The sequence below is a fragment of the Levilactobacillus zymae DSM 19395 genome, from assembly GCF_001434115.1.
GTDB classification, from domain to species: domain Bacteria; phylum Bacillota; class Bacilli; order Lactobacillales; family Lactobacillaceae; genus Levilactobacillus; species Levilactobacillus zymae.
The window spans coordinates 43,485-56,763 of sequence record NZ_AZDW01000039.1 but is presented as its reverse complement, the minus strand read 5'-3'; the positions used below and the strand labels follow the sequence as shown (position 1 = coordinate 56,763).

General features: G+C 55.7%; 10 protein-coding genes. 9 read left to right on the top strand and 1 reads right to left on the bottom strand.

Annotated features, from left to right (window positions below):
• Window positions 1-167: 167 nt before the first annotated feature.
• The 6 genes from FD38_RS09850 to FD38_RS09825 all read left to right on the top strand — a co-directional run bounded on the left by FD38_RS09850 (window position 168) and on the right by FD38_RS09825 (window position 7,694).
• On the top strand, window positions 168-2,267 hold the full coding sequence (locus FD38_RS09850; protein ID WP_057733750.1) for a collagen-binding domain-containing protein: 2,100 nt from the start codon (window positions 168-170) through the stop codon (window positions 2,265-2,267).
• A gap of 132 nt (window positions 2,268-2,399) precedes the next feature.
• A complete protein-coding gene (locus FD38_RS09845; protein WP_057733748.1) occupies window positions 2,400-3,446 on the top strand; it encodes a helix-turn-helix transcriptional regulator in 1,047 nt (348 codons plus the stop codon).
• A gap of 256 nt (window positions 3,447-3,702) precedes the next feature.
• On the top strand, window positions 3,703-4,632 hold the full coding sequence (ttdA, locus tag FD38_RS09840; RefSeq protein ID WP_057733746.1) for a L(+)-tartrate dehydratase subunit alpha: 930 nt from the start codon (window positions 3,703-3,705) through the stop codon (window positions 4,630-4,632).
• A complete protein-coding gene (gene ttdB / locus FD38_RS09835) occupies window positions 4,632-5,243 on the top strand; it encodes a L(+)-tartrate dehydratase subunit beta (RefSeq protein WP_057733744.1) in 612 nt (203 codons plus the stop codon). Before ttdA ends, ttdB begins: the two co-directional genes overlap by 1 nt.
• Before the next feature lie 213 nt (window positions 5,244-5,456).
• Window positions 5,457-6,875: an anion permease gene (locus tag FD38_RS09830; RefSeq protein ID WP_057733742.1), complete on the top strand. Its 1,419-nt coding sequence runs from the start codon at window positions 5,457-5,459 to the stop codon at window positions 6,873-6,875.
• Between the two features lie 99 nt (window positions 6,876-6,974).
• Complete coding sequence (locus FD38_RS09825) at window positions 6,975-7,694, top strand: SDR family oxidoreductase (protein WP_057733740.1); 720 nt, start codon at window positions 6,975-6,977, stop codon at window positions 7,692-7,694.
• An 88-nt stretch (window positions 7,695-7,782) separates the two neighbouring features.
• Here the strand turns inward: FD38_RS09825 and FD38_RS09820 are convergent, their stop codons facing one another.
• Entirely contained in the window at window positions 7,783-8,529 is a 747-nt protein-coding gene (locus FD38_RS09820) for an SDR family NAD(P)-dependent oxidoreductase (protein WP_057733738.1), read from the bottom strand.
• A gap of 228 nt (window positions 8,530-8,757) precedes the next feature.
• Here FD38_RS09820 and FD38_RS09815 point away from each other — a divergent pair, with 228 nt between their 5' ends.
• The 3 genes from FD38_RS09815 to FD38_RS09805 all read left to right on the top strand — a co-directional run.
• Window positions 8,758-9,615, top strand: a complete 858-nt coding sequence (locus FD38_RS09815; RefSeq protein WP_057733736.1) for an SDR family oxidoreductase — start codon at window positions 8,758-8,760, stop codon at window positions 9,613-9,615.
• Window positions 9,616-9,621: 6 nt separating this feature from the next.
• Window positions 9,622-10,071, top strand: coding sequence for an Rrf2 family transcriptional regulator (locus FD38_RS09810; protein WP_057733734.1), 450 nt, complete (start codon window positions 9,622-9,624; stop codon window positions 10,069-10,071).
• Window positions 10,072-10,258: 187 nt separating this feature from the next.
• The coding region (locus FD38_RS09805; RefSeq protein ID WP_170218392.1) for a KxYKxGKxW signal peptide domain-containing protein at window positions 10,259-13,279 on the top strand (3,021 nt) is incomplete at its 3' end.

Sequence of the window (13,279 nt, the reverse complement as noted above, 5' to 3'; positions counted from 1 at the left end):
ATTGGCCCTTTTTGGTGTTGACAAATTTCAAAAACTGTCTTAGCTGCTAATTAATCAATTGGTTATAATTTTTTATTTAAAATAATTTTATTATTTATATTGATTGTTGCCGAAACTAGGCCCAAAATGGAGGAGGATTAACTTGAGGAAGGTAGGGATAGCTTAGTATGGAAACTAAACGAACGCATTTTAAGATGTATAAAGATGGTCGCAAGTGGGTCTTCGCTTGTGCCGTGGTGTTGGCCTTAGGTGGCGGCACAACGGTGGCTCACGCGGACAGTCAGGCCAACAATTCTAGTGACCAATCCGCAACGTCACAGGTCGCCATGGGGAGTAACTCGTCGACTTCCAGCCAAAATACGTCTACGTCATCGACCGCTAATGACGGCGCAAAGTCGGACACCACTGAGGGCACCACGACCCAAACGTCGGGAGCGACTAAAATGACGACGTCAGGCGACACCGAAAATGGTAAAGACAATGCTAATACGAACGCGGTTGTCGAATCGACTAAGCTAACCGATACAACCGATTCGTCAGCTGTAACGGATTCGTCGCAGTCGCAGCAGAATCAGGCATCCCAGCCCGACCAAAAGACGGATGCGAACTCGAATTCAACGCAACCAAACCAGTCAAACCAACAAGCAAAACAGTTTGCGCAAACTGCCCAAAACGTCTCCCGTGCGGCTAAGTCGACCGTTCCATCCGGAGGCAGCGTTTATGACGACTACCCAACGCTTGAAGATGATAATTTGTTAGGGATCTCATCGGCCTTTCACATCTTTGCTCGGGATGCGGAATTGAACGCCCATACTAACGGGAACGTAGCCGTACAGAATCTGACAGGGAACGTTAACTTTGGGACCAACATCATTGAAGAACTACTAGATAAGGATATTTCTTACATTCAAAATATTACGAAAATTGCCAACAGTTCCTTTGTTTCTGCGGGGGACACGCGGGAAAATAAAGTGATTTTTGGTGAGGGCATTACCGTTGATGTAAGTAACCCTAATCGACCAAAAGTTAACGGTATCGATATAGATCATTTGGTTGCTTCCGAAGTGTACCAGGACCAGAACGGCCAGACCTACATAGACTTCGATAAGGAATTCGAAAAGCTTCGGAATAAGAATGTGAACTTTGCGGCGGCCGACAGCGTGCGGGACTACACGGCGGCGGACTTCGATGATCAGAACAACCGGGTCATCGACGTTACGGATATGACACCGGACGAAAACGGGCGTATCGTGCTTAACTTATCGCCGGAAGTACTTCAAGGCAATACGCCACTGACCATTAAGGGTTTATCGCCAGACGCCGACGGGAACACCGTGATCATTAACGTGGATACGGGGAGTGATCCCGACTACACTATCAATTCAGAGATTAAGGTCATCTATAGTGACGGGACCGACCGGAATAATCACGAAACCGAAGACTTCGGGGATAACCATTTACTCTGGAACTTTGTCGACCGTTCGGCTACCGACCAACAGTACACCGGGACCATTCACGTGGAACGGCGGTTCCAGGGGAGCATGTTAGCCCCATCTGCTACAATAATCGCTAAATCTAATATTGACGGGAACATCATCGCCGATAAAGTGATTGTAAATGCCGAAACTCACCGGTGGGACCTGCAAGATAACAAGAATCCTAAACCAGAGCCCGAACCAGAACCTGAACCCGAAACGCCGGAACCGGAGCCAGAACCCGAACCAGAAGCCCCAGAACCGGAAACGCCCGAACCAGAGCCGGAACCAGAACCTGAAAATCCCGAACCGGAAACACCAGAACCGGAGCCAGAACCCGAACCAGAATCTCCAGAACCAGAGACACCAGAACCGGAGACGCCCGGAACGGAATCTCCAGAACCAGAATCTCCCGAACCCGAAACGCCGGTAACCGAAGAACCCGACGTTGAGGAAGAAAACTCGTACGCGCACCATCACCAAGACGATGAGATCGTGGAAGAGTTTGAAGAAGAGATTGCGGCCGATACCACCGAAGCCCAACGGGAAGTCACGTTGGAAAAGCTGGAAACGGCCATTGCCGAAGCTAAGGCGGCACACGACACCACGTTGGTCGCTCAATTGGAGGCCGTTGAACAACAACTCTTGGTTGCCATGGGCCGGAGTACCGGCGTGGGCACCGGGTTACCACAAACCGGTGAAGCCCACAGTAGCTGGGCCCAACTACTCGGGTTGTCCTTAGCGGGTAGCCTGTTAGGTGGCTGGTTAGTTCGGCGGAAGCGTCAAAACTAAGCGGTTTAGCCCGAAAGCATCATGAAAGGCGACGAGCACGATGTTCGTCGCCTTTTTTGGTACCGTGACCCGTCATGAATTTATGGTAGAATGAAGCCACGACATGGAGAGAAGACCAAAGAAGTGACTGAAATGGAAAACCTAGCCCCAGCCCCTCTGGCCCCGCACGAACAGTACCTGGATCACGTCCAGGTGGACTACGACCTGTTGGTGTACACGGTCGGGAGCTATCATTACAATTGGCACCACCAAATCGAAATATTCTGGTTGTTGGCGGGGGATGTCGAGGTCAACGTCGATGGGACCCGGCACGTCCTGCACCAAAACGACCTACTGGCCATCAATTCGAATTGCGGCCACGCCACCTTTGCGTTGGCTAGCAACTGCATTGCGCTGCGGCTCCACCTCGACCCGGCGTTCTTCACCCGCCAGGGCCTCGATCTGAGCCACGGCCAGTTCGAACTGAACAGCGCCGCTTTAAAACTCAACGTGAACTATGCGCCGTTGCGCCAAGCCTTGGCCCAATTGGCCTTGGCGCCCCAACAGACGACCAGTGCGTTTGAACGTAACGCGTTAATCTACCAAGTCACGGCCCTTTTGTGGCGGGGCTTCTTTAACGCCGCGGCACCGACCCGGCACCTGCCCCAACGCCGGCAGGGGTCGATCGAAAACGTGATGACGTATTTGAACAACGCCTACGCTCAGGACGTGACGCTGGAAACTGCCGCGCAGATTGGCAACTATTCACCGTCGTATTTGTCGCGGATTTTTAAGGAAGAATTGGGCATCAACTTCTACGAGTACCTGGTACGCTGCCGCTTACAGCACGCCGTGTTGGACCTCAGCGAGACCACCGATAAAATCGGGGACATCGCGCTGGCCAACGGGTTCAAGGAGATCAAGTCGTTCAACCTGATGTTCAAGAAGCACTTTGGCCAGACGCCCTCGACCTACCGGCAACAGTTGTCGCCTACGGTACGGGGTCAAAACGACCACTTCAAACGGGCGTTGACGCCCGCCCAGTCGCGAGAGGTGCACGACCGGTTGACGCAGGTGGCGACCGCCCAACGTGGCAACCTGGTCAGCCCGTGTGAGTCTTGTGTTTACCGGTTACACGAGCGCGACTATCAGGACTTAAAGGCGAAGGTCGACCAATTAAAAAGTGTGCTCAATCATTAGAATTCAGTTACCCGATTTTTGTGATGGCGTCACCGGTCATTTGCGGGTAACTGGTTAACGGTTAACTTAAGGAACCTTGATTTACCAGCATTTTAGCTGGCTAAGTCGGGTCCCTTTTTTTATGCCCAAAAATCAACTGGACGATTCTTGTGATTTTAGCGGGGCACCGGTCACCGAACCAGGACCGTACTTAACGGTTAGTTTTGGCAGCGGTTTCCGGGTAAGCTAGGACTTGTAAATAAGGAGGGCGAAACTTATGGATACCATGACATATGATTACACCGAACCGGTGCTATCACCCAAGGGCCAGAAGATGCGCGACATCTTGGCCGATTACATCACCGTTGTGAGTCACCGCTTGCCCGATGACGTCACCAAAAAATTAGTCGAATTATCTAAAATCGAAGTCGATCCGTTACAACGCCTAATCTACGACACCATGATGGAAAATCAGATGTTGGCGGGGAAGTTGAAGCGGCCAAGTTGCCAAGACACGGGGGCCTTACAGTTCTTCATCAAATGTGGGGCTAAATTCCCGCTCTTGAGCGAACTCAACGCCATCTTGAAGGACGCGGTTTACCGGGCCACCAAGCAAGCACCGTTACGGCATAACGCGGTCCAGACCTTCGACGAATTCAACACCGGCATGAACATCGGGGACGGGATTCCGTCCGTCTTCATGCAGATCGTTGACGACAGCGCCGACATCGAAATGTACGTCTACATGGCCGGCGGGGGCTGTACGTTACCCGGCGAAGCCAAAGTTCTGATGCCTGGTGAAGGGTACGAAGGGGTCGTTCGGTTCGTGATGGACCGGATGACCAGCTACGGCATCAACGCCTGCCCACCATTGTTGGTCGGCGTCGGCGTGGGGACCTCCGCGGAAACGGCGGCCTTGAACTCGAAGCTGGCCTTGATGCGGCGCGTGGACAGTGTCAGCCCGAACAAGAACGCTGCCAAGCTCGAACACCTGTTAGAAGACGGCATCAACCATATCGGCTTAGGCCCGCAAGGCTTTGGCGGGAAGGCTTCCGTGATGGGTGTCAACGTGATCAACACGGCCCGGCACCCATCCGCCATCGGGGTCGGCGTCTCGACCGGTTGCTGGTCTCACCGGCGCGGCAAAATCAACTTCGATAGCGATTTGAACTACGATTTACCACTGAACGAGGGGGTTGAACTCTAATGAAAACCTGGCATTTAACCACACCGATCGCCGATGAGGATATCAAGGACATTCGCATCGGGGACATTGTTTATCTGAACGGGTCGATGACCACCTGTCGTGACGTGGCGCACCGGCGGTTGGTCGAAGAACACCGGCCGTTGCCAATCGACGTTTCCCGGAAGGCCATCCTGCACGCCGGGCCAATCATCAAGGCCAACGACGACGGCACCTACGAAATGGTCGCGGTCGGGCCGACGACCAGTATGCGGATGGAGAAATTCGAAGAGGACTTCGTCAAGGAGACCAACGTCAAGTTGATCATCGGTAAGGGCGGCATGGGGCCCGGTACCCAGGCGGCCTGCAAGAAGTACAAGGCCTTACACCTGGTCTACCCGGCTGGCAACGCGGTCTACGCGGCCCTGCACGTCGAGAAGATCGTGGACGCGCAGTGGAAAGACCTGGGGATGCCCGAAACCCTATGGTCTTGCCAAGTGAAGGACTTTGGACCACTGATTGTTTCCATCGATACCAACGGTGACAATCTGTTTGAAAAGAACAAGATTGAATTTAACAAACGCAAGGAAGCCGAGATCAAGAAGATCGACGCCCAAGTTAAATTTATCAAGTAACGTGCTATCCGGAAAACTAGCCGCTTGACGGGGACGGAAACGTCGCCAACGCGAACCGGCGATGAGGTGCCCCACACCCCAGTCCCAAGGGCCAGCCCGGATGGCACCCACGAAAGAGCACCTCAGACCAGGGCCAATTGGGGTTCTGCGCTGAGGTGCTTTTTGCTGGACTAACTTGTTCACTGAGTCACAACTTAAACGGAGGTTTTGCAGATGACGTTACATCGGGTTCATTACAAAAAGATGCTTTGGCCGGTGGTGATTGGCCTCTTGATCTGGTTCACGGCACCGTTACGGCCGGTCGGACTCTCCCTGATTGCCTGGCACATGCTGGCCATCTTCGTCGCCACGATTATTGGCTGTATCACCCAACCGTTACCCATCGGGGGCGTCGCCATCATCATGTTGACACTGGCGGCATTGCTGGGCGTGATTCCGGTCGACGATGCAATCGACGGCTTCGGCGACAGCACGGTCTGGATGATTGCCATGGCCTACTTCCTGTCGCGCGGCTTCGTCAACACGGGATTGGGGCGGCGGGTCGCTCTAATCTTCGTGCGCCTTTTTGGGAAGAAAACGCTGGGCCTGGCCTATTCGTTGATTGGCGTGGACCTGGTCACGTCCCCGGCGACGCCCAGTAACACCGCGCGGGCGGGGGGTATCGTCTTCCCCATCATCGAATCGCTGGCCGGTGCGTACGGGTCGACGCCCAAGGATGGCACGGAACGCAAGGTCGGGTCGTTTCTGATCTACTCGGCCTTTCACGGCAACATCGCCACCAGTGGGCTGTTCATGACCGCGATGGCGCCCAACCTGATTGCCGTGGCGTTGGCCAAGTCGATGCACGTGCAGATTACCTGGATGGGGTGGTTCTTGGCCGGTAGTGTGCCGGGCCTGATTTGTCTGGTCTGCGTGCCGTACCTGATTTACAAGATGTACCCGCCGGAGGTCAAGGATACGCCCAATGCACGGGCTTGGGCCGACGGTGAGCTGGCCAAGATGGGTAAATTGTCGTTGCCCGAGAAGCTGATGGGGGCCATCTTCCTCTTGGCGTTAGTCCTGTGGATGCTCTCGAGCTTTATCGGGTTGGACGCCACGCTGGTCGCCTTTCTGGCCGTATCGTTGTTGCTGTTCACCGGGGTCTTGTCGCTCCAGGACATCCTCCACGAGACTGGGGCCTGGAACACGCTGTTGTGGTTCTCGATTCTGATTTTGATGGCCGGCAAACTCAATAGTCTGGGCTTTATTCCCTGGCTATCGCAAAGTATCGGTCACAGCCTGCACGGCGTTCATTGGAGTATCGTGTTATTGGTCTTGTTGCTAGTCTACTTCTACGCGCACTACCTGTTCGCGGGGGCCACGGCGCACGTGTCGGCGATGTACGGGGCCTTCCTGGGGGTCGCCATTTCCGCCGGGGCGCCGCCGATGTTGGCTGCCTTGCTCTTAGGCTTTGACGGCGCCATCTTCAGTTCGACCACCCACTATGCCAACGGGCCGTCATCGATCATGTTCGGCCCGGGGTACGTGACCCAGCGCGACTGGTGGCGGATGGACTTCGTCTTGGGCCTGTTCTACCTCGTGGTTTGGGGTGGCATCGGGAGTTTATGGATGAAAGTGATCGGCCTGTGGTAAACTCGAAATGAAAGCGCTTTAGAAAAGAACGACTTTCCTTAGTTGGAAGGCCGTTTTTAGTCTAAAATAGGCGTTAATCATAACTAGGAGGCAATTTTTATGACACTTTCACAGCAACGCGTTTTGATCGTCGGGGGAACTTCCGGCTTCGGTTTCGAGGTCGCGCAGCAGGCGTTGGCGGCCGGGGCGCAGGTCCACCTGATCGGGCACCGACCCGAGCGAGTTCAGGCAGCTTTGACGCGGTTGGCCGCGGCCGGTCCCGCGGTTCAGGGCACGGCGTTGAACGCGCAGGACCCCCAGGCGTTGCGCGACTTCTTTGCGGCCCAACCGGCCTTTGACCACGTCCTATCGTTCTTAGGGGGTGCCATGGGTGGCGGTTTTTTGGACAATTCGGTCGCCGCCATTCGCCAGGCCATTGAGGACAAGTTCTTCACCAACCTGCAGTTGGCCCAGGTGGTTGCGACGCATTTAAACGACCACGGGAGCCTGACTTTGACGTCCGGGGCAGGTGGTCACCCCTATGATGCGTCGGGCGCTATCGTGGGTAACCAGGCTATCAATACCCTGGTAGCGGGACTGGCCGTGGAAATGGCCCCGACTTACCGGGTCAACGCGGTCGCACCGACCTGGACGCCGACGGGCTTGTGGCGCAACCTAAACGCCCAACAGGAAAAGGAACAGGAAACGGCGTTTAGCGCGGGGGTACCGCTCCAGCGGGTCGCCACGGTCGGTGAGGTGGCGTCGGCCTACCTGTACCTGATGCAAAACGCCTACGTAACGGGCCAAGTCCTGGCGGTCGATGGCGGCGTGGACCTGTAGGCGAAATACCGGCTAACGTCATAGAAATAAAAAGTGGGACGCGAGTGAAGTTAAGGCTCGGGTCCCACTAGTGGTTAATGATTGAGTTTTAGAACGTCCAGCCCCGGTCCACGGACACGATGACGCCGTTGACGTCGTCGGCCTGTGCCGAAGCTAAGAAACGGGCGGTTTGCGCGATTTCGTCGCTGGTGCGGGTGATGACCTTTAAGCCCCCGGCGATTTGGGCTTGCCGAACGCGTAAGGGTTCAACGATGTCGGCCTGGATGTTGCCCGGCGTGATGGCGTTGATGCGAATGCCAGTAGTGGCGTGTGCGGCCAGGCGTTTGGTCAGGGTCGTCGTGGCGCGCTTAGCCGCCGCGTAGGCCGTTTCCGCCTGAGCACCGGCCAGCTTGCCCACCGTGGCTACGTTGACGAGGATACCGTGATGCTGTTGAGTGAAGTACGGCATGACCGCTTGACTGATGGCCGTCAGGTTCGCCGTCGTGGTCGCGGTGACCTGATCCCACAACTTATCGCCGCAGGTTTCTGGGGCAATCAACTGGCTCATCGTCCCCGCGTGAGTGATGACGCCGTCCAGTCGACCGAAATGCCGGGTGGCGGTGGTGATCAAGGCTTCTGCCGTGGCGGCTGGGGTGGAACTGGCTGGCGTGGGGATCGCGATAGCGGTGAACCCGGCGGCCGTCAAGTCACTGACCGTGTTGGTGAGTGCCAAGCCCGGTCGGTCGGCGGCCACGATTCTGGCGCCGGCTTGAGCGAGCAGTTGGGCGGTTTGTCGCCCGATAGTTGACCCGGCTCCCGTGATAAGCATGACCTGATTTGCAAGTTGTTGACCCATAGAAATCACTCCCTTATTTATTCACTTCCATTGAACCATATCGTCCTAAGAATGCGCTAAGGCGGGTCTAAGAAGAAAATTAAAAATGCTCATAGTTGCACTAATCGATGGTTAATCTTAAAAAACGTCGATTATATTGGCGATTACCAGGCCAGAAAATTGACAGATTTCCCAAATGATGTAACAATACGAGTAACAATTAAGAATTAACGAAGGGAAGTTTTGCCGATGCGTTACGTGATTACGGGAGCAACGGGCCATTTAGGCCAAACGGTGGTCCGCCACCTCGTGAAGTTAGTAGATCCTCAAGAAGTCGTCCTGGGGGTCCACACCCCGGCGAAGGCCGCCGAGTTTGCCGCGCAGGGGATGACGGTCAAGGCCTTAGATTACCAACGACCAGCCACCGTCCAGGCGGTGTTACAGGATGCCGACGTGGCGATTTACATCCCCAGCAAGAGCCACGATAGCTTTAGTCGGGTGACCGAGTTCGAACACGTCTTGACGGCCGTGGAACGGGCTAACGTGGGCCATCTAATTGTGATGGGCTTTATCGCCGACCAAGCGGATAATCCGTTTGCGTTGTCCGCCTTTTACGGCTACGTGCCGCGGCGCTTGGCCCAAACGAATCTGTCGTACACGATTCTGCGTAACGCGCTGTACGCCGATCCGCTGGTGCCGTACCTGCCCGAACTCATCGAACGGCACAACGTGATTTATCCCATGGGGGATGCCTCGCTGAGCTTCATTAGCCTGGAGGAAAGCGCCGCGGCGTTCGCCAAGGTCGCGGTGACCCCGGCACTGTGGCGCCAAACCACCTACACGCTGACCCAGGAACGGTCATACACCATGCCGGCGTTGGCCCGGGTCCTCAGTGCCGTAAGCGGTCAGGCCATCGGTTACGCGCCGGTGACCCTCAGCCAATTTGCCACGCTCTATAACCAGGGCAACGAGGGTCACATGCTGGCGTCCATGTACGCCGGGGGTGCCCAGGGGTTGTTGGCCACGGTGACCGACGACTACCGCAAAATCATGGGACGGCCGGCCCAGAGTCTCCCCGATTTCTTGACGGCCGCGTTAAAGGAGTGAGTGACGGTGCGTTATTCTCATAAACTAAGCGATGCGGTCCACATCCTGGCCTACATCGACATCTATCACGATCAAAGCCTGGCCAGTACGGCCATCGCGGCGAGCGTGGAATCCAACCCGGCATTAGTCCGCCGGTTGATGGTAGCCCTGCGTCGTGCCGACCTGTTGACCACCCAACAGGGAACCGCCCAGCCACGTTTGACCCGGGCGACCAAGGACATCACCCTGTTAGATGTATACCAGGCCGTGACGGATGACGGCAACCTCCTGCACGTCGACGACAAGACCAACCCGTTGTGCATCGTGGGGGGCAACATTCAAGAGACCCTCCGCGAGGCCTACCAGCAGGTGCAGCACGCGGCGGAGACCCAGATGGCCCAGATTACACTGGCGGACCTGATTACCCAGATTTGGACCCGCCAACGGCAACGGGAGGCCGCTAAACCAACGGAATAGGCGATTAAGTCGCAACCCTAAAAATAGACACCCTTTGGTAAATGGGGGTGCCTATTTTCGTGTTTGCAAAAACTGTTTTGATGGGAAATTAATCGTTATTTAAATAATTTTATAGACATACTATGTGCTAAACTGAAAGGTGAATAGAATCTGTTTTTTTAGGACATCTGGATAGGGGTGGTTGAGGATGAAGGGATTGACGCCGAAACGCCAGTCTGAGTTGCGTCGGAGCAACCAGAAAACACATTTTAAACTTTACAAGGCGGGGACTAAATGGTTGGTCGCCGCGATTTCAGCAATCGGGGGCCTGTTGGGGATGGGCCTGACCACGACCATGTCGGCCTCGGCCAACAGTAACTCGGCGGGGGTCGCGAGGACGGTCGACGCTGATGAGGTGGCGGCGACGCAGACCAAGGGGACGATTCCGGCCACGTCGGAATCAACAGCCACCACCAGTGAAACGGCGTCGGTCTCGACCGCGATTTCACAGGGGTCGGTCGCCTCGGGGAGTACGGCGCAACGATCAATAGACGACCAAGCGAGTGCCACGAAGGGAGCCCAGACGGCCGCGAGCGTTAGTCAGCGGCAGACGGACGATACCAGTGAGTATCAGGCCTACTCGACCGCTAAGGCATCAACGGCTGCCATTCAGCAGTCAAGCCTGCTACAGACTATCTCGACTGCGAAAGCGAGTGTCCAGGCCAACGCTTCGGCGACCGACCAGCAAAAATCGGCGGTGTCTTCCGCGGAGAGTAGCTTAAGCGATGCGTCGGTTTCACAATCAACGGACCAAAAGCGCTCGCAAATGAGCCAGTCGGCCCGGGAGATTTCACAGTCGACATCGGCTTCCGTTTCGGCGTCGCAATCACAACTGGCGAAGGATTCCGCGGCTATCTCGGCCTCAACGCGGGAGAAGCAGGAATCCGTGGCTTCCGTCCAAAGTGCGGCCAATTCTTCCACCAGCGACTCAGTCAATCAGGACCTATCGATGTCGCTCATGAGTGTTAGTGCCACGTCAATGTCGACCGTCAGTGAGCAGAACCAGTTAGCAGAAGTGTCGGCCGAACTATCCGCATCGGCGAGTGCCTTAGCTGACCCCACCAGCAGTAATACGGAAGATGAGCAATCGACCACGGCCACGGGGAATTCACAGCTTTCTGTGATGTCGCAACTGGTGGGGAAACTCTCAGCAGCCACCATCGCGAACGCTAACTTGTTGATCGCAATCTCAGCGGCTTCCGAATCCCTGATGGCGACTTATCAGGCCCAACTGACGTCTCAGTCGGTGGCTAGCCTTAGCGCTTGGTCGCAATCGGAGGGCAGCCGTGAATCCGCCGTTTCCGCATTGGAAGCCAGTCTATCCGGGGATTCACGCCAAGTCACCAATCAACTATCTATGATTTCAGCGAGCGAAGCCAGCATGAGTGACCTGTTGGCGGCGGACAGTGCGGCCTCGTTGAGCTCGCGGGTGGTCTCGGCTGACCAGGTCAATTCCGTTGCGACGGCTCAATTAGCCAGTGTTCAGACTAGTTTCAATCAGGCTAAACACCAAGCCGCTGCGTTGAGTACGGCCGAAGCGAGCCTCAGTCAACGCATCAGTCAAGACCAAAGCCAATGGTCCGTGTCCCTAGATCCGCAATCGGTGGCTTCGGTTAGTGTGGACCAGAGTCTGGCGGGGCATTCGGCGTCTATTTCGGAGATTATGGCGGAGCGGTTGTCGAATCTGGTAGCGTCGCAAAAGACGTCGTTGTCGACCGTTTACGCCGATTCGACGGCCAGTCTAGCGTCACAATCGACCCAATTAACCAGCGAGGCTTCGGCCGCACTCAAGTCCGTTTCTGTGTTTGAAAACACCTCACAGGCGGTCACTCACGAATTTTCGGCAACTTCGGCGAGTCTCGAGAGCCTAAACTTGAGCTCGACAACGCTAACGGGGGCCCAGACCCTGTCGCTGGCCAGTCTCCAGAGCCAGTCCGAGTTGCGAACGGCCAGCCTGACCAGCGCCACGTCCGCGTATCAATCCGGGCTGGCGAGTTTGAGTGCGCAATCCTTGGCGGCCGCGGCCACCTCGTTATCCGTGGTCTCCCTATCGTTGGTCAGCGAACAGCAAGCGTCACAGTCGGTTCAGAACTTAGCCGCCGAAGTGTCCACCGGGGCGAATAGTTTAGCCACCCGGGCAGCATCTTTGGCTAACGCGGTCGCTTCCGTGACGGCGGCCGAGACCAGTGCGAGTGCGGCGAGCGTCTCAACGTCTCAATACCAGCAGTCGTTAGCCGACAGTCAGTGGGCGGCCAGCGTGGCCTCGGTCAGCGCCAATGAAGTTAGTGTCGCTTCGGTTAATCAAGTGATTTCGGCGGCATCGCAATCGGCCGTCGATTTGGCGAAGAGTGTTAATGAAACTAGCCGGGAAGAAGCTAGCGTCTCCGCGTCCGAAACCAGTTTGGCGCAACGAATCAGTCAGGACCAGAGTCAGTGGTCGGTTTCGTTAGATTCAGGTGCGGTTCAATCGGCGAGTCTTAAACAGAGTCAGGAGATTGCATCGTTATCGTTAATGGCAAGTCAACGCGTCTCCGCGGCTAATAGTCGGTCGGCCGAGTTGGCGGGGCAGTCACAATCAAATTCTCAATCACTGACTAGTCTGGCTCAACAATCGGCCAGCGCGTCAACGGTAAATTCGGAAGTTGTCGCTTCGGCGGGGAGTTTGGCGAGTGTCAGCCAATCATTAAGTGCGGTCGAACACTTTTTGACGTCCCTGAGTACGCTCAATCAGGCACAGTCGGCGGCGTTGGATAGCCTCGCCGAGGATAAGCCAAGTTTGAGCACGGCGCAGTCCCAATATGCGTCGGTCTTAACTAGTTTGAGTGGTGTTTCATTGGCGGAATCCGTGGCATCAATTTCGTTAACTTCGTTATCTGTAGTGAGCGAGCAACAGGCCTCCAATTCAGTCTTGAGTTTGGCTAACGATGAGTCGTTGAGTACCACTAGCTTGTCGGCCCGCAAGGCTTCGTTAGCGAGTGCCGCGGCGTCGGTTTCCGTGGCGGAGGCCAGCGCGAGTGCGGCTTCGTTGTCGGTGGAAAAGTCGTTGTCGACACTTAGGTCACAAGAAGCATCGGCGTCAACGTCGACGTTGGAATCACAACAGGCCTCGCTTTCCACGTTGAAATCACAAGAGGCTTTGGCGTCAACGCTCAAATCACAACAAGATAGC

Coding starts and splice junctions, on each gene's coding strand:
- FD38_RS09850 (WP_057733750.1), top strand. CDS start 168: ATGGAAACTAAACGAACGCATTTTAAGATGTATAAAGATGGTCGCAAG.
- FD38_RS09845 (WP_057733748.1), top strand. CDS start 2,400: ATGGAAAACCTAGCCCCAGCCCCTCTGGCCCCGCACGAACAGTACCTG.
- ttdA (WP_057733746.1), top strand. CDS start 3,703: ATGGATACCATGACATATGATTACACCGAACCGGTGCTATCACCCAAG.
- ttdB (WP_057733744.1), top strand. CDS start 4,632: ATGAAAACCTGGCATTTAACCACACCGATCGCCGATGAGGATATCAAG.
- FD38_RS09830 (WP_057733742.1), top strand. CDS start 5,457: ATGACGTTACATCGGGTTCATTACAAAAAGATGCTTTGGCCGGTGGTG.
- FD38_RS09825 (WP_057733740.1), top strand. CDS start 6,975: ATGACACTTTCACAGCAACGCGTTTTGATCGTCGGGGGAACTTCCGGC.
- FD38_RS09820 (WP_057733738.1), bottom strand. CDS start 8,529: ATGGGTCAACAACTTGCAAATCAGGTCATGCTTATCACGGGAGCCGGG.
- FD38_RS09815 (WP_057733736.1), top strand. CDS start 8,758: ATGCGTTACGTGATTACGGGAGCAACGGGCCATTTAGGCCAAACGGTG.